This is a genomic window from Alkalinema pantanalense CENA528 (assembly GCF_050753345.1).
GTDB lineage: Bacteria > Cyanobacteriota > Cyanobacteriia > Leptolyngbyales > Leptolyngbyaceae > Alkalinema > Alkalinema pantanalense.
In genome coordinates this window covers 39628-66166 of sequence record NZ_JBLZFX010000026.1, presented here as the reverse complement: position 1 = coordinate 66166, position 26539 = coordinate 39628, and the positions used below count along the sequence as shown (strand labels likewise).

Annotated in this window: 25 protein-coding genes; 14 read left to right on the top strand and 11 right to left on the bottom strand. The window is 48.4% G+C overall.

Going from position 1 to position 26539, the window contains the following annotated elements; all coding sequences use genetic code 11:
* Nucleotides 1-323: 323 nt before the first annotated feature.
* A complete protein-coding gene (gene ruvA / locus ACN4EG_RS11065) occupies nt 324-950 on the bottom strand; it encodes a Holliday junction branch migration protein RuvA (protein ID WP_431629464.1) in 627 nt (208 codons plus the stop codon).
* A 216-nt stretch (nt 951-1166) separates the two neighbouring features.
* The gene (gene argS, locus ACN4EG_RS11060) at nt 1167-2918 is read right to left on the bottom strand and encodes an arginine--tRNA ligase (RefSeq protein ID WP_431629463.1); all 1752 of its coding nucleotides are present in this window, start codon (nt 2916-2918) and stop codon (nt 1167-1169) included.
* Between the two features lie 291 nt (nt 2919-3209).
* Here argS and ACN4EG_RS11055 point away from each other — a divergent pair, with 291 nt between their 5' ends.
* Nucleotides 3210-3995, top strand: a complete 786-nt coding sequence (locus ACN4EG_RS11055; RefSeq protein ID WP_431629462.1) for a C39 family peptidase — start codon at nt 3210-3212, stop codon at nt 3993-3995.
* A 155-nt stretch (nt 3996-4150) separates the two neighbouring features.
* Here ACN4EG_RS11055 and ACN4EG_RS11050 read toward each other — a convergent pair whose 3' ends face one another.
* Entirely contained in the window at nt 4151-5341 is a 1191-nt protein-coding gene (locus ACN4EG_RS11050; protein ID WP_431629460.1) for a CBS domain-containing protein, read from the bottom strand.
* 365 nt (nt 5342-5706) lie between these two features.
* Nucleotides 5707-6036, bottom strand: coding sequence for a recombinase family protein (locus tag ACN4EG_RS11045; RefSeq protein WP_431629459.1), 330 nt, complete (start codon nt 6034-6036; stop codon nt 5707-5709).
* A gap of 142 nt (nt 6037-6178) precedes the next feature.
* Here ACN4EG_RS11045 and trxA point away from each other — a divergent pair, with 142 nt between their 5' ends.
* From trxA to ACN4EG_RS11010, 7 genes are all read left to right on the top strand, one after another.
* Nucleotides 6179-6502 carry a thioredoxin gene (gene trxA / locus ACN4EG_RS11040; protein WP_431629457.1) on the top strand — a complete coding sequence of 108 codons (324 nt, stop codon included), beginning with the start codon at nt 6179-6181 and terminating at the stop codon, nt 6500-6502.
* A 393-nt stretch (nt 6503-6895) separates the two neighbouring features.
* Nucleotides 6896-7333 carry a CBS domain-containing protein gene (locus ACN4EG_RS11035; RefSeq protein WP_431629456.1) on the top strand — a complete coding sequence of 146 codons (438 nt, stop codon included), beginning with the start codon at nt 6896-6898 and terminating at the stop codon, nt 7331-7333.
* 284 nt (nt 7334-7617) lie between these two features.
* Nucleotides 7618-7776 carry a hypothetical protein gene (locus tag ACN4EG_RS11030; protein ID WP_431629455.1) on the top strand — a complete coding sequence of 53 codons (159 nt, stop codon included), beginning with the start codon at nt 7618-7620 and terminating at the stop codon, nt 7774-7776.
* 132 nt (nt 7777-7908) lie between these two features.
* On the top strand, nt 7909-8328 hold the full coding sequence (locus tag ACN4EG_RS11025; RefSeq protein ID WP_431629454.1) for a CBS domain-containing protein: 420 nt from the start codon (nt 7909-7911) through the stop codon (nt 8326-8328).
* A gap of 187 nt (nt 8329-8515) precedes the next feature.
* Nucleotides 8516-11248, top strand: coding sequence for a CHAT domain-containing protein (locus tag ACN4EG_RS11020; protein ID WP_431629452.1), 2733 nt, complete (start codon nt 8516-8518; stop codon nt 11246-11248).
* A gap of 194 nt (nt 11249-11442) precedes the next feature.
* Nucleotides 11443-13041, top strand: a complete 1599-nt coding sequence (locus ACN4EG_RS11015; protein ID WP_431629451.1) for a flavin monoamine oxidase family protein — start codon at nt 11443-11445, stop codon at nt 13039-13041.
* 64 nt (nt 13042-13105) lie between these two features.
* Nucleotides 13106-13702 (top strand): hypothetical protein, encoded by a 597-nt coding sequence (locus ACN4EG_RS11010; protein WP_431629450.1) that lies wholly within the window; start codon nt 13106-13108, stop codon nt 13700-13702.
* A 131-nt stretch (nt 13703-13833) separates the two neighbouring features.
* Here the strand turns inward: ACN4EG_RS11010 and ACN4EG_RS11005 are convergent, their stop codons facing one another.
* The 4 genes from ACN4EG_RS11005 to ACN4EG_RS10990 form a co-directional block, all read right to left on the bottom strand.
* Nucleotides 13834-15504 (bottom strand): hypothetical protein, encoded by a 1671-nt coding sequence (locus ACN4EG_RS11005; RefSeq protein ID WP_431629449.1) that lies wholly within the window; start codon nt 15502-15504, stop codon nt 13834-13836.
* Between the two features lie 245 nt (nt 15505-15749).
* Entirely contained in the window at nt 15750-15950 is a 201-nt protein-coding gene (locus tag ACN4EG_RS11000) for a hypothetical protein (RefSeq protein WP_431629448.1), read from the bottom strand.
* Nucleotides 15951-16017: 67 nt separating this feature from the next.
* Complete coding sequence (locus tag ACN4EG_RS10995) at nt 16018-16746, bottom strand: hypothetical protein (RefSeq protein ID WP_431629447.1); 729 nt, start codon at nt 16744-16746, stop codon at nt 16018-16020.
* 450 nt (nt 16747-17196) lie between these two features.
* Nucleotides 17197-17523 (bottom strand): carboxymuconolactone decarboxylase family protein, encoded by a 327-nt coding sequence (locus ACN4EG_RS10990; RefSeq protein ID WP_431629445.1) that lies wholly within the window; start codon nt 17521-17523, stop codon nt 17197-17199.
* Between the two features lie 213 nt (nt 17524-17736).
* On the opposite strand from ACN4EG_RS10990, the gene acsA reads away from it, so the two are divergent.
* From acsA to ACN4EG_RS10960, 6 genes are all read left to right on the top strand, one after another.
* A complete protein-coding gene (gene acsA, locus ACN4EG_RS10985) occupies nt 17737-19488 on the top strand; it encodes an acetate--CoA ligase (RefSeq protein ID WP_431629443.1) in 1752 nt (583 codons plus the stop codon).
* Nucleotides 19488-20495 (top strand): pyruvate dehydrogenase (acetyl-transferring) E1 component subunit alpha, encoded by a 1008-nt coding sequence (gene pdhA, locus ACN4EG_RS10980; RefSeq protein ID WP_431629441.1) that lies wholly within the window; start codon nt 19488-19490, stop codon nt 20493-20495. The genes acsA and pdhA overlap by 1 nt, the downstream gene beginning before the upstream one ends.
* Before the next feature lie 9 nt (nt 20496-20504).
* Nucleotides 20505-21530 (top strand): alpha-ketoacid dehydrogenase subunit beta, encoded by a 1026-nt coding sequence (locus ACN4EG_RS10975; RefSeq protein ID WP_431629440.1) that lies wholly within the window; start codon nt 20505-20507, stop codon nt 21528-21530.
* Entirely contained in the window at nt 21523-22743 is a 1221-nt protein-coding gene (locus ACN4EG_RS10970) for a dihydrolipoamide acetyltransferase family protein (protein WP_431629438.1), read from the top strand. The genes ACN4EG_RS10975 and ACN4EG_RS10970 overlap by 8 nt, the downstream gene beginning before the upstream one ends.
* Nucleotides 22744-22787: 44 nt before the next feature.
* Entirely contained in the window at nt 22788-23042 is a 255-nt protein-coding gene (locus tag ACN4EG_RS10965; protein WP_431629437.1) for an acyl carrier protein, read from the top strand.
* 96 nt (nt 23043-23138) lie between these two features.
* Nucleotides 23139-23900: a Uma2 family endonuclease gene (locus tag ACN4EG_RS10960; RefSeq protein ID WP_431629436.1), complete on the top strand. Its 762-nt coding sequence runs from the start codon at nt 23139-23141 to the stop codon at nt 23898-23900.
* A gap of 455 nt (nt 23901-24355) precedes the next feature.
* Here ACN4EG_RS10960 and ACN4EG_RS10955 read toward each other — a convergent pair whose 3' ends face one another.
* Genes ACN4EG_RS10955 through ACN4EG_RS10945 form a run of 3 tightly spaced genes read right to left on the bottom strand, consistent with a single transcriptional unit; the run spans nt 24356 to nt 26517 of the window.
* Nucleotides 24356-25132 carry a nucleotidyltransferase domain-containing protein gene (locus tag ACN4EG_RS10955; RefSeq protein ID WP_431629434.1) on the bottom strand — a complete coding sequence of 259 codons (777 nt, stop codon included), beginning with the start codon at nt 25130-25132 and terminating at the stop codon, nt 24356-24358.
* Nucleotides 25133-25168: 36 nt separating this feature from the next.
* Nucleotides 25169-26077: a nucleotidyltransferase domain-containing protein gene (locus ACN4EG_RS10950; protein WP_431629433.1), complete on the bottom strand. Its 909-nt coding sequence runs from the start codon at nt 26075-26077 to the stop codon at nt 25169-25171.
* A 20-nt stretch (nt 26078-26097) separates the two neighbouring features.
* Complete coding sequence (locus ACN4EG_RS10945; RefSeq protein WP_431629432.1) at nt 26098-26517, bottom strand: hypothetical protein; 420 nt, start codon at nt 26515-26517, stop codon at nt 26098-26100.
* Nucleotides 26518-26539 lie beyond the last annotated feature (22 nt).

Here is a 26539-nt window from a genome sequence, read left to right as displayed (position 1 = left end):
AAAATTTAGAGCCACCCCGTTTGACATCACAAACAAGAGTGGCTCGGTCAGATGTTAAAATCCTCATCAAGCCTCCTTGCTGCTGTTTTCAGCGAGGGGGATAGCTACTTGGGGTTGTGCCACCAATCCCGAGTAGTGCCCTAAATTTCCGGGAACCCAGCGACCCCATGCTTCATAACAAACCGTCTCGCGAAAGAAGGATGTCCATGGCGATCGCTCTAAGAAACCACCCTACGAATAAAGGAGGGTACTGTCAATCCGTATTTTAAAACCCACGATCGCGTATCATTTATCACCCGTATCCCAGCCGAAACCCTCAGCCCTTACTGACTTAACCAAGCGATCGCCAAACGAATCCACTCCTCCCCATCCGCCGTTTTGGATAGCGTGCTGCTCTGCCCCACCGCCGTCAGCGCCTGGGTAATCTCCCGCTCCGTATAGCCCAGCGCCAACAGCGTCATCTCTACATCCTCCTGAATCGACGCCACCGGCCCCGAACCGGGCTGCATCGACAACCCAGAACTTTGCCGCCATTCCGCCAGCTTCGTCTTCAGTTCCAGCGCAATCCGTTCCGCCGTCTTGCCGCCCACCCCCGGCGTCTTGGACAACAGTCGCGTATTGCCATTGACGATCGCCTGCACCAACTCCTGCAAACTCAACGTATCCAACAACGCCATCGCCAACTGCGGCCCAATGCCACTCACACTAATCAACTGCCGAAACAAATCCCGCTCCGCCGCATTCGCAAAACCAAATAACGTAATCTGATCCTCCCGCACACTCAAATGACAAAACGCCTGCGTTGTTTCCCCTGGTGCAGGCAACTGCTGCCAATGGCGCGTCGTAATCTGCAAATCATAGCCAATGCCATTCACCTCGATCGTCAGACCCACGCGATTGTTTTGGCTTTTTTGGGTGTAGACAACTTTGCCCTTCAGATAACTCAGCATGGAATTGCACAATTAATAATTGGGAGCTTTCAGATAACGCAGTTAAAAATCATTCAATAACCCTAATTTCGATCCCCCCTAGCCCCCCTTATTAAGGGGGGAACCGAACAGACATCCGGCATTAAATTAATTCCGATCGAACTATCCATTCAAAGTCCCTCTCCCACACTGGGAGAGGAATTTAGGGTGAGGAGCAAGGGAATTAGGAGAATCGAACTACATCCGTTCCAACACCGGAATCCCCAACAGCGACAACCCTAGCTTGAGCGATCGGGCAGTCAAATCGCACAACACCAACCGCGAAGTTTTTAACGGTTCCTCCGCCTTCAACACCGGACAAGCATCATAGAACGTATTAAACTTCTGGCTCAGTTCAAATAAATACTGACACAACCGATTGGGATACAGATCCTCACCCACCTGCGCAATCACTGACTCCAACTGCAACAAATGCTTCGCCAGAATCAACTCCGACTCTTCCTGCAATTGTAACTGCGCCGTCAACGCCGAAAAATCAATGTCCCCCTTGCGGCTAATGCTCTGCACCCGTGCGTAGGCATACAGCATATAGGGAGCCGTATTGCCCTTATCCGCCAGCATCTTGTCATAGCTGAAGATATAATTGCTCGTGCGGTTCTGGCTCAGGTCGGCATACTTCACCGCACTAAGTCCCACCCCTTGGGACACCTGCGCCTTAAATTCCTCCGTTTCCTCGCGGCCTTCCTCCTCGGCAATTTTCGCATCCAAATTGGCCCGGAACCGTTCCACCGCCTCATCCAGCAGATCCCGCAGCCGCACCGTATCGCCCGATCGGGTCTTCAAACGCTTGCCATCTTCCCCCTGCACCAAGCCAAAGGGTACATGCACCACTTCAACCGTCTCCGGAATCCAACCCGCTCTCCGTGCGACTTGAAACACCTGGGCAAAGTGATTGCTCTGTCCGGCATCAGTCACGTAAATAATCCGTTGGGCTCCGTCTGTGCCGATGCGATAGCGCATCGCGGCCAAATCCGTTGTCGCGTAGTTGAATCCACCGTCAGATTTCTGAATAATTAGCGGTAACGGCTGTCCTTCTTTATTCGTAAACCCTTCGGTAAAAACGCATTGTGCGCCCTGATCCTCAACCAATAAGCCCGTCGTTTTCAAATCCGCTACCACCGCAGGCAAATAGGGATTGTAAAACGATTCGCCCCGCTCTTCCAGTTGGATATCCAGCAGGTCATAGATCACCTGAAACTCCCGGCGGGACTGATCACACAACAGCTTCCAAGCCCGCAGCGTCTCCTCCGCCCCGGATTGCAGCTTCACCACTTCCTCCCGCGCCGCCTGTTGGAACGTTTCATCCTCATCAAACCGCGCCTTGGCTTTTTTATAAAACGCCACCAAGTCCCCCAGATCGATCGCGTCCGCTTGGGTCAGTGCCGCCGGAGCCACTTCCCGCAGATAGGTGATCAACATGCCAAACTGCGTGCCCCAGTCGCCCACGTGGTTCAGCCGCAGCACATCATGGCCCTGGAACTCCAAAATCCGCGCAATACAATCACCAATAATCGTCGATCGCAGGTGGCCGACGTGCATTTCCTTGGCAATGTTAGGGCTGGAAAAATCGACAATCACCCGCTGCGGTGCCTGCGTGGGTGCAATTCCCAGCCGATCGTCCGCTTGCATGGCCTGCAAACTCGCTTCCAAATAGGAAGTCTTAAACCGCAGGTTGATGAACCCCGGCCCCGCAATTTCCGGCGTTTCAAACCACTCCGCCACATCTAGATGATCGATGACCTCCTGGGCTACCTGACGCGGTTGCTTGCCCAGCTTTTTCGCTAAGGACATGGCCACATTAGCCTGATAATCCCCAAACTTAGGATTATTCGTCGCTGCCAGGAGGGGATCGGTGTCCGCAAATTCTGGCCCAAACGCGGCAACGAGGGCTTGTTGAAGACGGGTTTGCAACTGGGCGACGGCATTCATAATAGGGAAATACGCAGGGGTTCGACTAAAGGGTTTGACTCAGGGATGAATCACCTGGGGCAACGGTCAATCGTAGCCATTCCGGTGATCAATCCATCAAGTCCGTAAACCCATCTAGTTTACCCTATGGCTCTGCCCCTCAGTCGATCGCAGGAGATCTCTGCCTTCCGAAAATGGCCCGGACTCCCGTGAATCTACTCTCCGTCTTCCCCAAGTCAACCTACCTAGAATACAAATAGCTAGCGCTAGGGCGATTTCCTGTGCTGTCTATACCTTCAGAACCTAACGTCTATGAAAATCATCCTCCGCACCGTCACCACCACCACATTTAAGAAAAAACCCATTCAATCTTCTGAGCTACCGGAAGATCACAAAGCCAAGGTCGAAGCCAACCAAGAATTTGAACTGGCTTCCTTTACGATCGAGCGGGATCACTTGCGCTGCACGTTTGTTAACCCTTTTAAAGACAGTACGCAGTGGTATGTCTTTAGCAAACATGTCGAAATTCGTAACGATAGTCAACTGTCCTTTCCGGCGGTATTGCCCCCCAGCACCAAACTGGACATTCCCTACAAATCTCAACGGGATAACGAATTAAATCCCGACGGATCCTGTAATGTGACCTCGATCGCCATGTGTTTGCGATTCCTAGGTGTCCAGCGCAAAAGTGACATTGGCCAGTTTGAAGATGAATTGTACGACTACGCTGAACGGAATCGCCTCAGTCGTCACAGTCCCTACGATCTGGCCCGCATTGTGGAAGCCTACGGTTGCCGCGATGACTTTCGCCCCGACGCCAAGATTGATCAAGTCAAAGCATGGCTCGCCAGTGGCAAACCCGCTGTCATCCATGGCTACTTTACCAATTTCGGTCACATCGTGGTCTTAACGGGGTATGACGAATACGGTTTTATTGTCCATGATCCCTACGGGGAATGGTATTCCTGGGGCTACGATTCCAACGACGCCTGGGAATTTGACACCAAAGGCAAATTTGTTCATTACTCCTACGGTTTAATCCAACGCCTTTGCATCCCCGATGGCAATTTCTGGGTGCATTTCATTTCCAAAGTCTAAATTCACGATTTAGGCTTGGCGGTTGGAGATGCAAACCAGCAGACCGATCGCGCAGTCGGTACGATCGAAACTACGATCGCCTTAACAATTCATTAAACACAAGCCTCCCATCTTCGCGCAACCAGCAAGGTGGGGTTTGTTTTTGCACCGTCAAGTCAGAGATCGGGATCATTGCCATCAATCGACTGTTTCAATTGTTCTAGGATGCTTAAGATCGCTAATAACCGCGATCGCTGGGCTTCTAGCGTCAGATCCGAGGGTTGTAAAAGTGCCTCCAAATCTTGTTTGGCAGCTTGGATCTGAGCTAACAGAACTGTGGGATTGTTGATTACTTGGATCGACTCCCGAGGTCTGCCCGAACGGTTGTCAAGCGATTCTAGGGGCGATCGGGAGTAACCCTGTGCCTCCATCATCGTTTGCAAGTTGTGAATGACTCGATACATTTCGATCGGATCAAAAACCCGTAACAAGCTACTTTGCGTGATAATCCCTAAACTAAATCCCCAGTTCCAAGACACCACCAAGCGTCCTACCCGCCGCTTTTGCATTTCTTTGTGAGCTGTCCAGAGGGAATCTTCAGGTTTAACCAGAAACAATGGTGTACTCATAACAAATTCAGCAGATGTTGTGAGCAGATTCATCTGCACTGCTTGAAATTGAACGATATCCCGCTCCGTTACAATTCCAAGCGGTTGAATTCGTCCCTCGGAATCCCGCTGCGTAATCACTATACAACTCACGCGGTGTTCTGCCATTAAGGTAGCTAATTGCAAAACGGGAGCATTCAGGGGAGCCTGGATGACCTCTTGGGTCATCACATCCGCTACCCGACGAAACCGCAGCAAATTAGCAGGTCGCAAGATTTGACGAATACTTTCATGGGAGATGACCCCAATAATGTGTTGTTGTTCATCTACGATCGGTAAATGGCGAATGCGATAACGCCGCAACAGAAATAAAGCTGCAAAAACATCCTGTAGGTATTGTTGGGGTAAAGTAATCACAGGATGCACCATGACTTCAGCCACAGTCATAGTTTGCACATCGATCGCTTGAGCCGTGAAACCCACAATATCTCGTTCAGTTAAAATTCCTAGTAGCAATTGTTCTTGCAGAACTAAAACGCAACTACCACGGATACTTTGCTTAGAAACATATAGAGTTGTTAGATTTGTATCGCCCTGCTCTGTGTCATTCCCTATAGTTGCCATTACTGGAGGAGATTGGGCTTGGCTCATGAGAGCAATCGCGTCTGCTAACCGAGTTTCTGGCGTTACCGTTAGAGGTTGTGTATCGATTGCTTCCGTCAAATCAGGAACCCAATCCAGGAAAAAGGAAGAATTCATCAGCTTCATCCTGCTTTATGAACAACTCTATCAACACCTGAGATCTGCACCTTCGCGTGAAACACACAACAACTCTTATCTAGCAACAATTCCTTGTTCACAAGCCCAGCATTCCCCCTCACGATTCCCCATCGCGCCCCCCGAATCCAGCAATCTGTAACATTTTATTACAATGCATTCCAATCTATTCGGCGTTATGAGCGGACTTAAAGGTGTATTATAGAGGGATGTTACAGAATAAAGTCTAAAAACTTTGTGAGAATGAGATTTTATGCTCTAATGGTTCTTGAAAGGTAAAGGCTGAGGTGAAGGGATCTATTTTTCAAAAAATGGAAAGCCGCCCTCAAAATTCTCAGTCTAGACTCCTATTCGGACAGGGTTTTGTTCTTTCCATATAGTCGATCGAGCACTCGTTTTACAGAAATGCGCTGCCAAGGCTGACCTCGCTTTGTATAATACCCATTGCTATTCAGCCAATCTGCTATTTTCTGTAGGGATTTCCCAGCTTTATGGTGACGGCGAATGAGTTCAATGACTTGGCTTTCCTGCGGGTCGGCGACCAGTTCACCATTCACCGATTGTTGGCCAAACGCGGGCGATCCAAAGCCTGCATATCCACCGTTGCTGGCTTTGGCTTGTCTTCCTTGTTCTAAGCGTTCCCAGGCTGAGAGGCTGCTTTGGGGAGTATCGGTCATGGTAATTAGTTATTCCATGCTGGGTTCTTCCATCCTAGCGCAACTGATTCGCTCAACGGAATGCTAAGCGGGAAATCTGGCTAAGTTAGAGAGGTCTTAGTTCAAGGGGCCTCATGTTGATTGTTATTTAAGAGATAGAGCCATGGCAACTGCTACGTTTATTGCAAATGAAGCTGAATTTGATACTCTAATCAGCACTGAATCAGTTTTGGTCGTTGATTGTACCGCTACCTGGTGTGGGCCTTGCAAATTGGTTGCGCCGTTAATGGATCAATTGGCCGAGGAATACCTCGATCGCGCTAAGGTGCTGAAATTAGATCTTGACAGTAACTCAGGGGTTGCGAAGCGATTTGGCATTCGCAGCATTCCAGCCGTGATGTTTTTTAAACAAGGCCAACTAGTGGAAACCCTAGTTGGTGTAAAGCCCTATGAGGAATTTAGTAAAGCAGTCCATCAACTATTGTAGGTATGATCATTGTGAATTGCGATCGTAGACATCTAGCAGTATAAAATCAGACTCAGTTAAGTATCCCAATTACGATAACTTAACAGAACATTTTGTCATTCAAAATTCTACGATCTTTTTCTAAATCCCTGCTCCCAGAAGATCAGTCGATCCCTATCAATTAAAAACATCACGGTCAGCTTGTCATTACTTAATCGCGATCAGGCTGTCCAATAAACAGGTATTAGAAGCCTATGCCCCTAGATGGAGTCACCAATCCATCCTCCGTCAGAATAATGGGTTAGCGTCTAACTCATTCTGTCCAATCATAGCTAATATGATTAGCCTTATCCCACCCAACTTTGAGCAACCGTCCTGATTCCGAGTGATTTACTATGAACTTGAACAATTTTTATGATTCAGGCAGCCGACATCATGACCCATTCAGTGGTCACCATTTCCAGTTCCGCAACTGTAGCAGATGCCGTAAACCTGATGAAAAAAACAGGTTCACAGGTATTAATTGTGAAACCTCGTAGCAAAAATGAGCTCTACAGCATGGTGACAGAAACGGATATCGTTTACAAAGTGATTGCCCATGGCTATGCCCCAAAAGCGATACACGTTTACGAAATCATGACACAGCCCTGTGTAGTGATCAGCCCGGAGTTAGGCATAGAATACATGGCACGTTTATTTGCTCAAACTGTCAAATTCATGAAAGACAAAGGCTTACGGGCATTAATTGTGAAGCCTCATAATGAGAACGATCCCTACGGGATAGTGACAGTCATGGACATTATTTGCAAACTATTCGAGTATACAAACGAGCAAACTCCCAAAATGAGTTAGTAGGGATTGGTTCACAATTTGGCCTATGCTAGGAGAATTGTAAGCAATCGTGACTAAATTAAGACAACCGCAAGCAGACAATCAAAAGGCAAAGGGAAAGGATAGAGCGATCGGGTATTGTAGATTCCCTCAGTTTCCGGCCAGTAAGACAGTTAGTGTGGCCAAGGGAAATGTAGTTATGACTGGATGGCAGAGGTAAGAAGTTGGCCGAAGTAGAAATCGCCTTGATAAAACGAGCTATCATGATTGAACGATTTGCAACAGTATTCGATGCGATTATCCTTATGCAAAAGTCTAAAGTGCGAGCTTTACTAGTCAAGCCTCTTCATCCTGGTGATCCCTATTGCATTGTGACGGAAGCAGATATTGTCTATAAAGTCACAGCCTTTGCCCACAACCCCAAGACGATGCGTGTTTACGAAATCATGTCGCCCTTAGCTTAGTGTTAAACAACAGTACTATTTAGGCATTACCACTTTTTTGACTTTACTTATCCAATTCTTTCTGTCTGAATTTCTTAATTCTCTGAATACCTTCATAAAAAGGGGTAAGAAATGATGAAAGTAGAAGAAATTATGACGAAACAAGTTATTACAATTCAAGAATCTGCAACGGTTGCAGAAGCAATTTTCTTGATGAAGAAAAACGACTTACGATCATTGTTTGTTGAACTTCACCGTGATACTGATTCCTATGGGATGGTGACTGAAATCGATATTATGGACAAAGTCATTGTCCAAGGCTATGACTCACAAGCCATGTATGTTGATGAAATTATGACGAAGCCCTGTATAGTAGTCAAACCAGAGTGGGATGTGGAATATGTGGCACAGCTATTTGCCCAAACGCGAACTCAGCGGGCTCCTGTGATTAAGAATGGATTGCTTGGGGTAATTTCTGTGAGTGATATTTTGCGGAAAAGTGACTTGATTGAGAAGCTGAAAACCAATGATGAACACTCCTGCGAAGAGAACCCCAGTGCACCAGAAGCATAGATCTATGAAGATTAGTCTAGAGATGAGACTACCTATGAAAGCTAGGATTTTGGTAAATTTGACTCTCCGGACTGTTCCGTAACAACGAATGATTGATTTGAGCAAGGCATTCTACGGATTTTTTGTAGGGGATTAGAAGATTAGAAGGAGTCCCTAGGGCATTTTGGTAAAAGAGAGCTGGGCCTGCATGACTGGTCAAGCCTCCCGAGCTATTCTTTCCCTAGAGATTCCTGCTGATTTCCCCTTACCTGCCGCCATGAATCGATCGTCCTTGTTCCGTCGTTGCGCTTTTGCACTGTCCAGTACGCTGATTCTGCACAGTGCATTTTCTCATGTGCCTATCTTGGCTGCGCCTGCACCCCGCCCCGCTACGACCGCCGCCCAACGGCAGCCCCTCTCGATTTACCAGCCCTTGCATACCATTCCTTGGGAGGGCTTTTATTTCACAAAGATTGGGGTGGCTTATTTCGCCACAGAACCGCTGAAAACCAACTTTATCCAGCGTCCGGAGTTGGACGAACTCAGCGCCCCCACGCTGACCGCTCAACCCTTGCCCGTTCATAAAATGTTGGATTCCCGGAAAACGGGCTGGGAGTTGGTGAATTACGCGATCGCGGCGGGGCTGGATAATCAGTTCGATCGGGCAATCAATGCCTATAAACGCAGCTTGCAGATTGCGAAGGAAATTGGCGATCACGAGTTAGAAGGGTTAGCACTGGGTGGAATGGGCTTGCTTCGGGCACAGCAGGGATTCTATGACGTTGACACGATCGATTACCTAACGGATTACTGGCGTTGGACAAGGGAACAACAGAATCCGAAGGCGGAGGCCATCGCGCTCAGTAATTTAGGCAATGCCTATTTCGCGTCCGATTTGTACCTGAAGGCGATCGAGTTCCATCAAAAACGCTTAGCCCTGGCGCGCAAACTGGGCGATCGCAACGGCGTTGGGCGTGCCTTGGGAAATTTGGGCATGGTGCAACAGGCATTGGGTAACTTTGACAAGGCGCTGGCTCTGCACCAACAGCAATGGGAGATTGTGCGGCAAGGGCAGGATATTGTCGGGCAAAAAATGGCCTTGGCGAATTTAGGGATTGCCGCCCATGGTTTGGAAGATTATGCCAAGGCGATCGACTACCAAACCCAACGGCTCAAATTAGCGCAACAAACCCAGGATCCCCGCACCGAAGCGGAAGCACTGGCGAATATTGCCGGAGCCCAGTATTTCCTAGGCAATTACGATCGGGCGATTGAACTGTATGAGCAAGCTTGGGCGATCGCGTGGAATAAGCTTCAGGATGCCGACATTCTCTACGGGCTGCGGGGTAACGAGGGCTTGGCTTACTTCCAAAAGGGCGACTATGCCAAGGCCATGGAACTGTATCAGCAATATTTTCGCTATATTTCCTCCCGCAATAATCGGCGCGGGGAGGGCTTAGTCAAAAATAATGTGGGCGTTCTGCGAATGCAGGATGGCAATTTAACGAATGCAGAAAAGACGTTACGGGATGGCATTCAACTATGGGATACCCTGCGCGATCGCCTAGGCAATCAGGATGCGTTTAAAATTTCACTCTTTGACACGCAAACGGTACCCTATGTGAATTTGCAGTCATTGCTTGTGCAAAAAAATCAGATCGGCGCAGCACTGGAGGTCTCAGAACAGGGTCGATCGCGGGCCTTTGCTGAACTCTTACAGCGGCGATCTCAGCCTCTCAAACAAAAGATGACCGACAATCCGCCTAACCTCGAACGCATCAAGCAAATTGCCAAGCAAAACAACGCAACGTTAGTCCAGTATTCCATGCTGGCGGAAATTCATAAATCCAAGGCACAGGGCAACGATCCCGCCCTCAAAAATCAAGAATCCGAACTGTTGATTTGGGTGATTAAGCCCACAGGAGAAGTGTTTCTGCGCAAATCCCAATTTTTGGCGAGCCCGAATTGGCAGCAACAGGCCCATTCGCTCTCCGATCTGGTGGCGGATAGTCGATCGGCGATCGGGGTACGGGGTCGGGGCATTCGAGTCGTGGCGAAACAAATCACGCCGGAGAACGATCCGCCGCTCCAGCAATTGCATCGTTTACTTATTCAACCGATCGCGGATCTATTGCCCCAGAAGCCTGATGATTTAGTGGTACTTCTCCCGCAGCAATCGTTGTTTCTAGTACCATTTGCAGCGCTGCAAGATAAAGATGGAACTTATTTGATTGAGAAGCATACGATCGTCACCGCACCCTCGATCCAAGTGTTTGACCTCGCCCAGCAACAACGGCAACAGTTGCCTAAACGGAGTTTGTTTTCGCAACCGTTAATTGTGGGAAATCCCCAAATGCCAACGCTACCGATGACAACCGATGAAACGCCAGAGATATTGGAATCGCTGCCGGGAGCGGAAACGGAAGCAAAGTCGATCGGTCAACTTTTGCAAACCCAGCCCCTATTAGGCGCACAGGCTACGGAACCAACCGTCATCCAGCAAATGACAAACGCCAGCCTGATTCACTTAGCGACCCATGGTTTACTCGATGATTTCCAAAGTTCCGGATTTCCCGGCGCGATCGCCCTTGCCCCCACGAATACCGCCGATGGCTTTTTGACGGCGGATGAACTGCTAAACCTGAAGTTACAAGCGGAACTGGTGGTGCTGAGTGCCTGCAATACCGGGCGTGGACGGATTACGGGGGATGGTGTGGTGGGATTATCCCGATCGTTATTTGCCGCAGGAGTTCCCACTGTATTAGCCTCGCTGTGGGCGGTACCGGATGCCCCCACTTCAACGCTAATGACAGCCTTTTATGAAACACTGAAGACGGAGCCGAATAAAGCAAGAGCACTGCGAAAGGCAATGCTACAGGCGAAACAACAACATCCTGATCCCAAAGATTGGGCCTCATTTGTATTGGTCGGGACTCCCTAGCGAGCCATGCAGTGAACGACTCACAGGCAGTATGAGCCATGCAGTGAATGTCTCCAGAGAACTACTCAATGGGGTAGTGATTGCGCGCGATCGTAAATTTATCATGAATTAACGGGTACCAATGCCGTTGTTACCTATATTTTAGTCATGATTACCTCAAGCCAGCCCCCCAGAAGACACACCAGGAGATTACCATGGCGCATACCAGAGCATTTCGCCAACTGATTCGCCTATTTTTGCAAGCCCAACAAGCAAACCTTCAAGCCCAGGGCCAACCTCCCACGACTGTCTCCGTCTCCCAATCTTGGAAACGCCGAAAATTCCTAAAGCTTGCCACGATCGCAGGGGGTTCTGCCCTCACCACTCAACTGTTATCCCATCCACCCTTGGCGCTAGGGGGGAATGCTCCTAAAATTGCTATTATCGGCGGCGGAATCGCGGGACTCAATGCTGCCTACCAACTGAAAAAATTAGGAATTACAGCAACGGTCTACGAAGCACGATCGCGGTTGGGAGGACGGATGCAATCTGTGACAGGAGCGATCGGCCCTGGCTTAGTCAGCGACTTGGGTGGCTCCTTGATCAACACCGATCACGAAGACATGCTCGATTTGGTACAGGACTTTGGTTTAACCCTGTTTAATCGACAAAAAGATCCTACGATCGGTGACATTCCACACACTGGCTACTATTTCAACAACGCTAGACGCTACGAAGCAGAAGTAGCTGATAAACTACGCCCTCTAGCGCGACAGATTTCCCGTGATGCTCGGTTACTAGATCAAGATTTTGACACCTATGCGCCGCAGTTCGATCGTCTGTCCGTTAAAGCGTATCTGGATCTGCACCAAAATAAGATTCCTGATCCCTTCATCCGGGAATTAATTGAAAATACCATTCGCACGGAATATGGTGTTGAACCTATTAATTCCAGCGCATTGCAATTACTATTTGTCTTGCCGATCGTAAAGGGCGATCGTGTTGAATTACTCAGTACAAGCGATGAAGTATTTGTCGTAAAGGAGGGAAGTGGAGCAATTATCGATCGGTTAGGTCAAGCCCTTGCAGGTCAAATTCGCACCCAAATGGTTCTCACACAGATTCAATCCTATGGAAACCAGTATCGTCTAACCTTTAAAAATGGTCAGGTCATTGATGCTGACTATGTTCTTTTTACTGTTCCTTTTACCGTTGCCAGAAACATTAATTTTCAAGTAGAACTGCCCGCAAACTTCCGAAAGATGATGCGGGAACTGAACTTGGGGAGTAATGAAAAAATTTTAGCGGGGTTTAGCCAAAAGCTCTGGCGACAACCCTTTGGGTTCGGTTCAGAACTATGGACTGATTTAGGATTTTCCGAAGTCTGGGATGATACCCAACGGCAACCGCGCAACGATGGCGCACTCTCTTTCTACTTTGGCGGTCGTGAAGTCAGCGCAATTCAATCTGGCTCTGCCCAAACCCAAGGTCGCAGAATGGTTGGTTTGATGAATCAAGTCATTCCTAATATTACCTATGTCGCTACCGATCGTTTTATCCGCACTAGTTGGACGACCGATCCCTTCACGCAGGGCGGCTATACCAATTTTCAGCCCGGTCAATTAACGGAGTTTAGTGAATTTATTTACATTGAGGCCGATCGACCGGAGGAGCGACAAGAGGTTCGTTTTGGGAATCTACTATTTGCGGGCGAGCATTTGAGTGATGCGTTTTACGGTTTTATGAACGGTGCGGCTGAAACGGGTCGATTGGCCGCCCTCTCCATTTTGCGTCAACTAGGTAAAGTATCCTAAGAATTCAGCGTTCGGATGACTTATAGATCGCCCAACCCAGCTCTTCACTAGGACAATAGCAATTATGACTTTTCTGACTCAATTACGATGCCGCAGATTACCACGTACCCCATGGCAGCTCCCAAAACTGACCTCGATCGGGCGGTTGATCATTAGTGTAATCTTGCTCCTCTGTTTAGAGTGTTTTGGTTTCGTGCATCGCTTACCCATAGCCAGTGCGGCTCCCTTCGCTCCCGTGCTTAGACTGGCTCAAGCTCTCTCAACCTCTGCCAGCCATCAGGAACAGATTGTTGTTCTACCCATTTCAGAGTCCCAAGTTCCGAGTGATTTGCTAGCCAATGCTCGTACGATCGCCCGTGACGTTATCAACCAACAATTTCAAACGCAATCCCAGCTAAACCATTTCACATTGCATCTTGTGGCGGAACGATCGGGTCAGCAGGTTCCATTACTAACAATTAATCTATCCCGTCAGCAATGGTCAGGGGGGGCATTCGATCGTCAGTTTCAAGATGCTGGGATTGCAGCAAGTCTGTTGTTGGAAGGAAGTGAACGATCGGCTGTGCAAACGCCGACTAATACGACTCCATTAAAACGTCGGGGACGGGGCTTCCGTCATCGCCGACAAATCTTAGAACAACAACAAGAATTGGATTTGTAGCATTGACAAGTCAATTTGGTCTCACTGAATTGCTGAAAAGATTGGAATTGATTAACAAGCAAAAATGGGTTTTGGATCACGATACTTAACCGTCAATCCAAAACCCTATTTTTATGAGATGCCGAATTTAATCATGCAGCGCGTTGAGGGAGTTCTGTTTCCAGAATTTCCATCAACAGCTCCAGTCGAGAAGGCCGTGCCAACATGGGCACTAAGTTCGGCAGCGAGTAGTAGTCACCGGAAAACACCAGCGTATCTACAGTCACTTTCTTTTCCCGTAGACTGCGTTCCACGTAGTCACAGTAGCCGCCCACCCGCACGATCAAGACATCCGGCTTAACTGCCAAAGCCTTGCAGTAGGCTTCGTAGGCTTCAGTAAAGTAGGGATTAGTGTTATCGCCTTCATCCGTGACAATGATGAACTGATCAACCACTTGCTTGCGTTTTTGCATTGCTGCAACACTACAACCAATACTAGTACAGCCATCCGCACGAATGTGTTGGAATGCTTTATCCCAATCCGTTAGCTCTTTGCCCGCCGCTTTGATTTCGTAGGGCAGAGTGTCGAAGGCGTAGACGTATAAGTCCGCTTCGGTAATGCCGGAAATCAGCGCTGCTAGCCGTTTACCCACTTCGATCGCTTGATTCATGGAACCTGATTTGTCCACCAGCAGACCCGTCGATCGGGTAATGCGACCGCGCCGTTTGATTTGCTGGTTGGTTACCGCTTCCAATCGCGCTACCGTTTCGTTATCCAAGTCCGCCATGTCGATCGCGCTAGTGGATTTCATTGCCGATACCCGATCGTTGGAAGCAGCGGCTTCTAACTTGGCATCAATTAACGCTTTCACATCCGGGTTATCCATCGCACCCCGCACCTTGAGGGACTTGAGGTTATTGATGACTTCCTGGGGCGACATGGCATCAATCAGCGCAACCAATACCGTCGGCGTCAACTGCTTAATGGCACCGACCGCCGTGGTGTAGGGCAGTTTGTACTCCACAATGATTTGCGCCTGCTCCAGCGCGGTCTCCGCCTTGGCTAATCGCTTCAGCACAAAGGCGAGGGAATCCTCAGGAGGCTGGTCAGCAAACAGGATGGCATTGGCGCGTTCGCTGGGCTTGATGTGCAAGCTGGCGTACAGGTGCTTCATGGCCTTGCGTGCCCGCAGGGTCGCCCGATCGAACTGGGCGGGATTAGCTTCTCGGCTGCGTAGATATTGCTGCACAGCGGTACGGGTCGATCGGGGCAATTTACCCAGCTTTTGCTTCATAAAGTCCACCACCCGCGCTACTTGGTAGGGGGGCAGCGCTTGCAGCATCACGAACCCAGCGCTACGGTGCTCCGCTAAGCCACTGGCGAGCAAGTGAGCAATAAACACTTCCTTGTGGTCACGCACGTCCCCCTGCTGGTTGTACCAAACGGCCAAGTGACCGTAGAAGATGGGATCAACTTCGCTAATCAGTTGGTGAGTTTCGGCCACCGCTTCCAATTTGCGGTGGGGTGTAGTTAGAAGGGTGTTGAGAATTTCCAGGCGCAAGTCCCGCTCACGGGCGTTCATCGGAGTCGAGATCGCATTAGACATCTGGGTTTCCTCTAGCGACTGAGCAGAGGTTGTAGCATTCGGAGTTTCGATCGGATTCTGAACTACAACGTTTGCTACAACTTCTGATGTATTCGGAATGGGGGCAGGTGTTGGCGTCTCACCCGATTCTGGATTGGTTTCAGGATGAGTTGGCATACCGATCGGGGTATTCAATACCTGCCACAGTTGCTTGAGGGTTAGAAAAATACTGAGCATGGTTAGCCTCCTAGATGATGGGTAAAGGAGGCGATGACCTTTAAGGAATTACTAAATTAGCACTCGTCACTCAATCACTAATGATCCAATCAGTAATTCGTTAATTATGATTAGGTCATCGCGCAAGTTAAAACAGCCGTTTTCACAGGGTTTACCTTAGCAGGGTAGTGTGTATGCTGTTTGGATTGGGGCGCGACGATTAATGGTGCATCAGCTAGATTAATAATGCATTAATGCGTGATGCATTAACCGTAAACGGCTTCGGGACGGATGATCACGTCACCGCTGGGGCGACGATCGACCACGTAATCTCTCAGGCGTTCCTGAGTCACTTCTAAATATTGGCCGAGGCGTTCTTTGACAGCGGTGCTGCTGGTGCTGGAGGTAATGCCAAGCTTAGCTTCAGCGATGTCGAACGATCGACCTTCAAATCGAACATGAACCATGTTTTTGGCCTCCTCTTTTCTATCATTTTGGAAGTTGGAAACTTATGCGGTTTAGGGCTGTGCAGTACTATTTCATTTGAGGGTATTGCTGTCGCAATTTTTTCAATTCCTGTTTGCTACATTGACGCTTTTGAATCGCGTACTGTGGGCCGAAATAGTATGATTGCACGATCGCCTTTGCCACGACATCCCAAACTGGCAAATTAGGCGGCAATTCTGCCAAAGTGACCCAATACCAAACGCCATTAATTTTTTGATACCGATGATTGAGATCGATGGGAATGGTGTCAGCGGGAATCGTTGACGCTTGACTGCGAGAGGGTAAGGGTGGACATTTCTCTGCAAGGCAGAGCAACCCCGTTTCGGGATGCACGTAGAATTGAGGTTCATGGAACTCGCAAATTAACCGAGCACGAAACCAACGTCTACCTTCTTTGCTATAGGGCTGACCATCAATAAACTCTATCTTCTCAGCAACATAGTTTTCAACATGATCGAGCACATGTCTACCAACCATTGTGCTGGCATCTAAGCGATCGTAGAGTTCGCTTTTCACTTGATTCCACGATTGCCCCACCTTCGATCGTAGCAATCGCTTCAGTGGGCCGAGGTGATCGCTCAGGTATTTCGTTTTCCGTGTAGGTTTGATTAAATAGGGCGTTAAGAGTCCATCATTCGTCGCTTCTTGGGTGAGTCGATCGAGAAACTTTTTGGTACCCGTAATCTTACGGCTGGGAATCCGCATTCCTCGTCGAGGTCGCTCAATGACAATTTCACTTAAGCGATGTTCACTCATGCTTAAACCTTTACAATTTCAAGGGTTGAGATTCAGGGAGGTTGAGCATTTTCTCCCTGCGGGCAGTGGATTTGGAATACTGTGACAGCAACGGACATTCGTAAAGTGAAGGACATAGCAATCTCCTTGATTCCTGAATCGGTTATTTTAATCGACTGTTTTTTAAATCGATTGAGTTGAGTGCTTTGACGACCTGAACAGGCTGACACTATTAATGTAGTATGCGTAGTACAAAAACGTCAAGACTTTTCTAGGATGGATTTCTCAAAAATCCACGCATCTCCCATCACGCCTCCATTTCAGGCGCAATTCCATGGGTGTAGTATGTTGTCCGGTTGAATGGCCTCAATGCTAGACTGCCCCCGGCTTGCCAATCAAGCGTGGGGCATCAACGAGTAACGAATTTTTTTTTCTGCTTTGAAAGCACACTCTGAAAGGTCTTTAGAACTTTTAGGTAGACGCTTTTTGTAATTCTTCAACGGCTTCCATCACATGCGTTGCATACATTAGCGATGGCCCTCCTCCCATAAAGACTGCCACTCCTAACATCTCCAGAATTTCTTCTTTGGTCGCTCCCGCTTGCAGCGTCGAATGGGTATGGAAGGCGATACAGTCATCGCAGTGAATCGCTACAGAAATAGCTAAGGCAATCAGTTCTTTTGTTTTTGAGTCTAGGGCTCCAGCAGCGGAGGATGCTTTACTCAGCGCATAAAAACTCTTCATGACATCCGGGATGGCGGTGGAGAGTTTGCCAGTATAGCTCCGGATGTGCTTCATCTGTTCGGTACAAGAATGCCCAGTGCTCGGTTCGTTTATAGTCATAGCGGATTCCCTAACGATCGAGTCTTTATCCATTTCATCCTAAAAAGAAACCGAAGACAAAAGCCAATGTCCTCAAAGAACTTAACGATCCCATCCTCACAACTTCCTCATCATTGCCCAGTAGCCTACTACTATGACCGTCCCTCATCCCACAAGTGAGGTGAAACAATGGGCTGGAGTCCGATCGAAAAGTCCTTCAAACATTGGTTAGTAGAACCGAATCTACAAGACTACGAGGAAGCTCGACGCACATTTTCCTGGAGCACGATCGACAATGAACTCCAAGGAACCGTTGAGGGCTTGAATATTGCTGATATTGCATTGACCCGTCATGCCAAGAGAGATCGAGCCGATCAGACTGCCCTACGCTTTCTGGCAAAAGATTGGAGTACCAAAGATTTTACCTATCGAGAACTCAATGCACAAACCAATCGCTTTGCGAATGTTCTGAAAACCCTCAGCGTTGCCAAAGGCGATCGCGTTTTTGTTCTTGCAGGACGAATTCCCGCGCTCTACATTGCGGCCTTGGGCACATTGAAAAATGGCAGTGTTTTTTGTCCACTTTTTTCTGCCTTTGGCCCAGAGCCAATTTATCAACGCATGAACCGGGGAGATGCAACCGTCTTAGTGACGACCGCAGCACTCTACCAACAGAAAGTCGCAGCATTGCGCGATCGGTTGCCGAAGTTACAGCACATTCTTTTAGCAGATATCGAAGACCATTTAGACGCGGGGATTTGGTCGCTTCCCAAGTTGATGCAAGCGGCAGCAGATGAATTTACGATCGCTCCCACTCAGCCAGAGGATATGGCACTGCTGCATTTCACAAGTGGCACTACAGGAATGCCAAAGGGGGCAATTCACGTTCACAAAGCTGTTTATGCCCATTACATGACGGCAAAATATGTGCTCGATTTGCATCCTGATGATGTCTTTTGGTGTACGGCTGATCCGGGATGGGTAACGGGAACGTCCTACGGCATCATCGCGCCGCTGACCCATGGCGTGACTAGCATTATTGACGAAGCGGAGTTTGATGCCGATCGCTGGTATCGCATTCTCGAAACGCAAAAAGTAACGGTTTGGTACACAGCTCCAACGGCAATTCGGCGATTAATGCGATTAGACATCGACCTGAAAACACAATACGATTTGAGCCATCTGCGACTCGTCCATAGTGTGGGGGAACCCCTCAATCCCGAAGCCGTGGTGTGGGGACAGGAAAAGTTAGGCTTACCGATTCACGATAACTGGTGGCAAACCGAAACGGGTGGCATCATGATTGCTAACTATGCCACGATGCCGATTCGTCCAGGATCGATGGGTCGTCCCATTCCTGGGGTAGAAGCTTCGATCGTTCGCCGGCATGAAGATGGCTCGATCGAGCAAATTACCCAACCGAGTATTGATGGAGATTTAGCCCTAAAACCGGATTTTCCCTCAATCTTTCGCGGCTATCTCCATGATGAGGAACGCTACCGCAAATGCTTTGTTGGAGATTGGTACATTACGGGCGACTTAGCCATGCGAGATCAGGATGGCTACTTCTGGTTTGTGGGACGCGAAGACGACATTATTAAAACTTCGGGACATATGGTTGGCCCCTTTGAAGTCGAAAGCGCCTTGATGGAGCATCCAGCCGTGGCTGAAGCGGGTGTGATTGGCAAACCTAATCCGATGATTGGTGAGTTAGTTAAAGCTTTTGTTGCCCTCAAACCCGGACAAGAACCCAGTGAAGCGCTCAAGCTAGAACTCTTGGGATTTGCCCGTCAAAAACTCGGAGCAGCCGTTGCGCCTAAAGAGTTGGAATTTCAAGAATCGTTGCCCAAAACTCGCAGCGGCAAAATTATGCGCCGATTGCTCAAAGCACGGGAATTAGGTTTACCGGAAGGCGATCTATCGACATTGGAGACGGGCTGATGAAGAAGAAACATGGGACAACACAAACACCGACTGCGGTTGATGCTCATCAACATTTGCGCGACCTTCTTTATCAAATGCTACGGATTCGCCGCTTTGAAGATAAGTGTGCAGAACTCTATAGTGATATGAAAATTCGCGGTTTTTTGCATCTGTACAACGGTGAAGAAGCGGTTGCAGTGGGCGTGATGCAAGCCTTGAACCCAGATGATGCGATCGTGGCAACCTATCGCGAACATGGTCAAGCCCTTGCCCGTGGCATTCCCATGAATACGGTGATGGCAGAAATGTTCGGTAAGCGAGAGGGCTGTTGTCGGGGGCGCGGTGGGTCAATGCATTTGTTTGATAAAGCGCATCGCTTCTATGGGGGCAACGCGATCGTTGGGGGTGGTTTGCCGTTAGCTGTAGGACTCGCTTTAGCGGATAAAAAGCTCGATCGAAAGCGGCTCACCTGCTGCTTTTTTGGCGATGGTGCAATGGCGGAAGGCGAGTTTCACGAAGCGATGAATTTAGCAGCATTGTGGCAAGTGCCTGTCTTGTTCGTTTGCGAAAATAATCAATATGCGATGGGCACTGCACTGAAGTACTCCCACGCTGTCACCAATCTGGCTCAGAAAGCGGCCAGTTATGGCATCGATCATGCGGCAGTTGATGGGATGGATGTCTTAGCCGTTGAAGCAACTGCCCAAAAAGCAGCGACTGCTGTCCGAGAGACTAGGAAACCCTTCTTCTTAGAATGCATGACCTATCGGTTCCGTGCCCATTCCATGTTCGATGCAGAACTCTATCGAGAAAAAGCGGAAGTGGAACAGTGGAAGCAACGCTGTCCAATTGCAACGCTAACGCAGCAGTTAAAGGAACAGAGACAACTCAGCAATATGGATATGGAAGCAATGGAACAGTCAATTCGTCAAGAAATTAACGAAGCGATCGCGTTTGCGGAAGCCGGAACCTGGGAACCTGTGGAAGAATTAACTCGCTTTGTCTACTCGGAGCCAAGTATCTAGGGGGACACCATGAACTATGGGATTGACACCAGTACAGATCATCCACCGCTAATGGTTCAAACAACCTATCGAGAAGCGGTACGAGACGCGATCCGAGAGGCGATTTTGAAGGACGATCGCGTATTCTTGATGGGTGAAGATGTGGGACGGTATGGCGGAGCGTTTGGAGTGACGAAAGGACTGTTGCAAGAGTTGGGTGCTGATAAGATCATGGACACGCCGCTTTGTGAGTCAGGGTTTACCGGAGCCGGGATTGGCGCAGCACTGAACGGAATGCGTCCGATCGTGGAAGTGATGACGGTTAACTTTAGCTTGCTGGCTGCCGATCAAATTCTCAATACGGCTGCGACCTATCTGCATATGTCCGGTGGATTGTTCAATATTCCGCTGGTGATTCGCATGGGAACCGGGGGAGGTAAGCAGTTAGCCGCACAGCATTCCCATAGTTTGGAAGGTTGGTATGCTCACATTCCTGGGATTAAAGTCCTGACTCCGGCAGTGCTCGAAGATGCCCGTGGAATGCTTTGGACAGCGCTGGAAGATCCCGATCCCGTTCTCATTTTTGAGAATACGTTGCTCTACAACATGGAGGGTGAACTCCCTGCAAATGCGGGCGCAGTCGATATCGATCGTGCCTGTGTTCGTCGAGTTGGTCGCGATGTCACGCTCATTAGTTACAGTGCTAGTTTGTTCAAAGCACTGGAAGCCGCAGAAACGCTCGCCCAGGAAGGCATCGAAGCAGAAGTGATTGATTTACGGGTTCTGCGTCCCCTCGATGAAACCACGTTTCTCAACTCTGTCGCTAAAACCCATCGAGCCGTCATTATTGATGAAGGCTGGCGCAGTGGCAGCATCTCCGCCGAAATTAGCGCTCGCATCATGGAAAAAGCATTCTATGACTTAGATGACCCGGTGGAGCGAATTTGTGCGGCTGAAGTACCTATCCCCTATGCCAGTCATTTAGAACAAGCGGCACTGCCCCAAGCGGCCACGATCGTCAACACAGTCCGGAGGATGGTGACTAAACATGGCTGAATTTCGGATGCCCAGTTTAGGGGCAGATATGAGAACTGGCACCCTAGTCGCATGGAGAGCCAAACCCGGCGATTCTCTCAAACCCGGTGACATCATTGCGGATGTGGAAACCGACAAAGGCATCATGGAAATTGAGGTCTTTGAAAATTGCATTGTTGAAGAGCTTCTGCTGGAACCGGATACCAAGGTGCCCGTAGGAACGCCAATGGCACGATTGAAATTGGAAGATGGCGTGGAAAAAGAAACGATCGCGGTCACCGATCGGGAAACACCCAGCCCCCCTCCTAAACTCGAAGTTCCGACAATTCCAGTACCAGTACTCCCTCAAGAAGAACGCTTACGTGTTTCGCCCCTAGCTCGCAAGTTAGCGGCTGAACTGGGCGTGGACTTAGCCCAGGTAAAAGGAACTGGAGCCGATGGTGCTATTCACCAAATTGATATAGAAGCAGCCGCAAAAGCCCTGAAACTAACACCTAAGCCCGCAGAAAAAGTCATCGTTCCATCCCCTGAAGCAAAACCGCCTGAAGCGAAACCAACTACGACTGATTTTCAGGCAGGAATGCGACGCGCGATCGCGGCTGCTATGGCCCGCTCCAATCGCGATATTCCGCATTACTATCTAGAAACTCGGATCGATATGAGTCATGCATTGCAATGGTTAGAGGCGGAAAATCAGAAGCGATCGATAAAAGAACGGATCTTACCCGTTGTTCTGCTGATCAAAGCAGTCGCCAAGGCATTAACCGACGTTCCAGAATTGAATGGATATTGGATAGATGACCAGCTTCAAGTCCAAGAAGCCATTCACATCGGCTTTGCGATTTCCCTACGGCAAGGGGGATTAGTCACGCCTGCAATCCACCATGCGGATCTCAAAAGCTTGGATGAATTGATGACAGTTCTGCGCGACTTGATCGAACGAACCAGAGGAGGCCATCTACGGAGTTCTGAACTGTCTGATCCGACAATCACGCTGACCAGTCTAGGAGATATCGGCGTCGAAAAGGTCTACGGCGTGATCTATCCACCGCAAGTTGCGTTAGTCGGTTTCGGTAAAATTTCTGAGCAGCCTTGGGCAGAACGAGGAATGCTTGATGTTCGTCCTGTCCTAGTCGCAACGCTAGCAGGAGATCACCGTGCAACCGATGGCATGATTGGTGCAAGATTTTTGCAAGCAGTCAACACGCATCTACAATCGCCTGAGAAACTGTAAGAATACAAATCAATTAATTATTTAATAAATGAGGTGGTGAAAGAATGGAAATTACTGAAACTCAAATTAAGGAAACAATGTTCAAGCTTTTGAAGAATATTGCTCCGGATTCTTCCCCAGAAGCTTTAGGCAAGGATGATGACGTTCGAGAAAGACTAGGAATTGATTCCTATGATTTTCTCAATTTTATGATTGGGCTAAATGAGGAATTTGGTGTTGAGATTCCAGAAACCGATTATGGCAAGTTAATCACGTTAAATGATATGACTCAATACATCTTAGCCCACGCTCAATCATAGTATGTTTAATGGCCTCGATCGTGATGCCTTGTAGCCAAGGGGAATGCGCTAGAATAAACGAACTTGCCATGGATTGTCTTGTGTGGAGTCACAGCTATGACGATCGCGAACTCGCCGCCCCATCTATCTTTGCCGGATCACAAGCAGTTGCCCGAGTCCGATGGAACCTTCGTGAAAAATTTTCAAGAACATCCTCAGGGTTTGTTGCTCACCAGTTCCATTCAGCCGGTACTGGAGGCACTGCACCCGGATGGGCAATACGCGATCGGTCAGGATTGCGGGATTTATTGGCGCTTGGTCGATCCGCCGGAGCGGGGGGCAGAAGCACCGGATTGGTTCTATGTCCCGAACGTTCCCCCTTTACTGAACGGAGAACGGCGACGCTCCTACGTCATGTGGAAGGAAATTATTGCGCCGTTAATCGCGATCGAGTTTGTTTCTGGAGACGGCAGCGAAGAACGCGATCGGACTTCCCCTTTTGCCAATGATGAAGCGAAAGCAGGTAAGTTTTGGGTCTATGAGCAGGCCATTCGCATTCCGTTCTATGCCATTTATGAGGTAGATCGGGCGTCGGTTGAGGTCTATGAACTGGTTGGAAATCGCTATCAATTGTTAATACCCAACGATCGGGGCCATTATCCGATTCCCAATTTAGGCGTTGAATTAGGCATTTGGCAGGGCGTGTTTTTCAATCAGAATTTGCCTTGGCTGCGGTGGTGGGATAGTGCGGGTAATTTACTTTTGGCAGGAGATGAACGGGCAGAACAGGAGTATCACCGGGCAGAACAGGAACACCAACGGGCAGAGCGATTAGCCGCGAAGTTACGAGAGTTGGGAATCGATCCATCTAACCTATAATCATGAGTCTCATCTATGTCATTTTTTTTGCTTGGATTTTTAAGTGTCACAATTGTCTTTGTCATCTCTCGATTAATCCCAAAAAAGTGGGTTTATCTTAGGTGGAATGATAAGAAAATTTCTATATTCTCAGTCTTATTGTGGGGATTGTGGGGACTACTCTTCTTCAGCACTTTGGTGGTGATTTCAACATACCCACACTTTATAAGTCATCCATCTTTTCTAGAATTTATTCTGAATTTTAGTGTTTTACTATTTGCGGCTATTTTTTATCTAGTTTGGACTCCTATTAACTCAAAGCAAATTCTGAAAAGTATTATTTTTAGAGCCGCTCTGATAGCTTCTGCAGTCATGTTCGAGGTGCTCATTGTTTTGCAAGCACTAACTAATTATGAGCGCTGAGTATTAGTCATATGAATTTTTTTGTAATTAGGAGCTAGACCACTGGCAACAGCCTAGCTCCTGGCATTGGAATCACCTAAGCGAACTCGTAATAGGAGATCATTCAAAGCCGCTTCTGCGGTGGGTTCATTGGCCAAGGAACTCCGATCGCGGGCTAGTTCTAACTCATCCAGTAATCGCGTAAATTCCTGGTGGTGAAACGCTAAATCCGTAGCCGATAGGTCTCCTTTTTCCGTTCCAGTTACTTTCTGCGCAATCAAATCATCCAAATAAGCTAACTGAAATCGCTGATTCAGACTCACCAAATTGGCTTCCACCTCCCCCGTCTGCATAAGATGAATGCCCGTCAGCAGCACACGATACACGTACAGCAACGGTTTAACTTTTAACGGTTGACCTTGGCTAAAAAGTTTCCATTGAGTCTGGGCAAATCCAAGGTAGTGGTGACTGTGGTGGCGGGTAATACAATCTGGGGCGATCGTGCACAACTCACGATGGACTGACGAACTATAGACCACCAACGGCGATAGCAACTGCTCCAACACATAACCATTGCGCCGCAGAAGCAATCCCATAAATTTTTTCAAATCATGGGTGACGAGATCCAATTCCAAATCTGGTAGCTGTTGGGAGACTTCGATCGTGTCTTGTCCCGGACGCAAGCCGACAAGTTCCCGCAACGGCAATACATGCACCCCGCGTAGATCATAATCAGAATCCGGGGAAGGAAAGCCGTAGAGGTGGGCACCGCTCACCGTTGCAAACACCAAGGGATAGGGCTGGGAGGCCACAATTTGGCTAAGTTTTTCTTGAACCTCGATCGAGATCATCGCAAATTCCTCTATCAACACCTAATCACTGTGAACTTAAACCCTCGATCGCCGTGCTCTGAGTAGAAAAGCATTGGCCCGATCGTAGTCTGGTCGTTCGGGGAGCCGAGTTCGATGAAAGGCCCGATCGAATTCCCCATGCAATTCTAGCCGCCATGCATTGACAGCATCCCAAGACATTTGCTGATATTTAATCGCTAACAATGCATCCCGATGATCTTCAACTTGCACCGGAACAAATCCTTCTCGCAGGATCGTAATCCCCGACAGCAGCAATCGGATTAAATGCATGGCATGTTTAGGCCGCACCATACCTCGATTACGTAAATCCTGTTCCATTTTTTTAAACTGGGACAGAACGTAGCTGTTATAGGTTTGGTAAATCAACTGCGACAAAAAGATCGATCGAAGTTCTAACAACTCCGCCGCGATCGGGGTACAGGTTTCAACCAAAGGTGAATACAAACATTCCAACACATTGGGATTGGCTTTGAGTGCTAGAATGAGAAACTTTTGCAATTCCCAGTAGCATTCCTCATTCGCCTTATTTTCCAACTGTTCTGGGACACCATACATCGCCCAATGCAAATCCGCAGGGGGTAGATACAGCCCCCGTCGATCGACATCAGAAAACTCATCATCTAACCCATAGGCACGGGAGCCCGTAATACAGCGGTAAATGACGTATTGTGTGAGATCGGAATGAGCTAACTGATCCACAATACCTACGGATTGGAATTGCTTCCGAATACTGAATTCATGGCGTTTTAGATTCACTTCTACGCCAGTAGGTAATTTGATGCGATAGGAATGGTTCCCATCGGTAGGAACCTGGGTAATCACGCCTACCGTACCCTTAAGGCAATGATTGGAAAGGGCGACTTGGCTAACGACTTGAGTACCAATCGGAATGATGAGGGTGACGCCCGTTAGATTTTGGTTCATGGGCGAGTACCTCCCCTTGATTATTTTTCTAATGACAAACTAATTGTTTCTAGGACAATATACAGCGATGATTTCGAATTTTCCGATGAATCTTCCAATCTTTCTAATCGACCGACAACCTCAACTACTTTTTCGTTATATTGTTGAAATTCTTTTTCCGATCGTAGTGATTGCTTCATCATAGGGGAATTAATTCCCACTTCAGTTCCATCTTGTAGAAAAATTCTTGCAGTGATGTAATCCCCTTTAAATCCAATGACCCCAGTAGTCATGGGATTAGGTTTCTGCCGACTAGCCTTGTATTGTCCCAGAAGCCTTACTCGCTGCTGTTGAAACTGCTCAATCTTACTCCCAGTACGAATAGTGATCAGCTCTGGTGCTTTCACTTCTGAGACTTTCACTTCTGAGACTTTCGCTTCTGAGACTTCCGGTTCTGGCATTTTGTGTTGATTAAGCTGGGTT